The organism is Terriglobia bacterium, from assembly GCA_036496425.1.
In the GTDB taxonomy this organism is placed as follows: Bacteria; Acidobacteriota; Terriglobia; order 20CM-2-55-15; family 20CM-2-55-15; genus 20CM-2-55-15.
Map to the genome: position 1 here is coordinate 1 of DASXLG010000017.1, position 1,925 is coordinate 1,925.

A 1,925-nucleotide genomic window follows, 5' to 3' on the forward strand; every position below is an offset into this window, starting at 1 on the left:
TCACCAGTAACACGTACTACGGCTGGGAGCTGGAGCAGGGCTACGTGCTGCTCGCGGGCAGCACACTGACCGGCGAGTTTCTCAACACGTTCAAGGACTTCCCCCCAGCCAGCGGCCGGCAACGTTCACCATCGACCAGGCGATGGAAAAGTTGAAGAAAGGCTTGGGCGACTGAGCAAATGAAGCTTCCCTGCCGTCTAGTTTCACGAATCGGCCAGTTGTCGAAAAGATGCAGAAGAGCTTCGACGCGCAGTAAGCCACCATTGCAACTAACGAGAAGGGATATCGCATATGAAGACTAAACTTGCGGTTCTTGTGCTAGTAGCGTTTGCCGCGCCGATATTGATAGCGCAGTCGGTGCGCGCCGCCGAAAAGGTTTCGCCGGCTCCTTCACCGGGAATGTCGAGTTCACTTCCGCGTCCCGATTTTCATTTCCCAGGTAACGTCGGCCGCACGTTCGAGGACTCTGACCCGCCAATTTTTCCAAAGGTTGTGCGTCCACCCCAAGGCGCGCCAAACGTCTTGCTGATCCTGATCGATGACGCGGGCTTTGGTCAGTTCAGCACGTTCGGCGGCGGTGTACCGTCGCCTAATATTGACAAACTGGCGGCCCAGGGCCTGCGCTATACGCGCTTCCACACCACCGCGTTGTGTTCGCCGACACGCGCGGCGCTACTAACGGGCCGCGATCATCATGTGGCTGGAACCGGCGTAATCACCGAACTTGCCACCGGCTACGACGGCTATACTGGTATCATTCCGAAGAGCGCGGGGACCGTTTCGGAAATACTCAGGCAGAACGGCTACGCAACCGCATGGATCGGTAAGAATCACAATACGCCGGCATGGGAAACGAGCGAAGTTGGCCCGTTCGATCACTGGCCAAGCGGACTTGGGTTCGATTATTTCTACGGTTTCAACTCCGGCGACACGAGCCAGTACGAGCCCGTTCTCTTTGAAAACAAGAACCGCGTCCCGCGCTCGACCGATCCGAATTATCACTTATCACACGACCTCGCGGACCACGCTATCGCCTGGATGCAGCGCGAAAAGGCAATCGATCCGGGGCGGCCTTTCTTTCTTTACGTAGCGCCGGGGGCCACTCATGCCCCGCACCACGCGCCCAAAGAATGGATCGACAGATTCAAAGGCCAGTTTGATTCGGGATGGGACCGCTATCGCGAGCAGACTTTGGAACGACAAAAAAAGCTCGGCGTTGTTCCGGCAGACACGAAGCTCACCGTCCGGCCTGAGAGTCTGGCGGCGTGGGATTCACTGAGCGCCGATCAGAAGCGGCTCTATGCGCGGATGATGGAAGTCTTCGCCGGCTTCGGCGCGCACACTGATTATGAAATGGGACGCATCCTTGAAGCGGTTCGGGCGCTTCCCGATGCCGATAACACGCTCATCATTTATATCCTGGGTGACAACGGTTCCTCGGCCGAAGGCGGTCTCGACGGCATAACAAACGAAATCGCGGCGTTCAATGGCGTGTTCGAGCCGATCGAAGGCGCTTTGAAGGTGATCGATGAGCTTGGCGGGCCCAAGTACTACAACCACTTTCCCGCAGCTTGGGCGCATGCCATGGACACGCCTTTCCAGTGGACGAAGCAGATCGCTTCCCACTTCGGTGGCACGCGCAACCCAATGGTCATTTCATGGCCGGCAAAGATCAAAGAGAAAGGCGGCGTCCGCACTCAGTTCCATCATATCACCGACATTATGCCGACCATCCTGGAAGTCGCTGGTATCCGTGCGCCCGATACGCTCAACGGCGCCCCTCAGAAGCAGATCGAAGGCGTCAGCATGGTTTACACTTTCAACGACGCCAAGGCGCCGGAGCGCCGGAAGTCACAAATCTTCGAATTGGTTTCGAATCGTGCGATGTACCAGAACGGATGGATGGCCTCCTCCATCGCCTACCT

1 protein-coding gene is annotated in these 1,925 nt (G+C 57.4%); it reads left to right on the forward strand.

Annotated features, from left to right (window positions below):
- Positions 1 to 399: 399 nt before the first annotated feature.
- Positions 400 to 1,925, forward strand: a 1,526-nt coding sequence (locus VGK48_01020; GenBank protein HEY2379736.1) for an arylsulfatase, incomplete at its 3' end; no start/stop codon positions are given.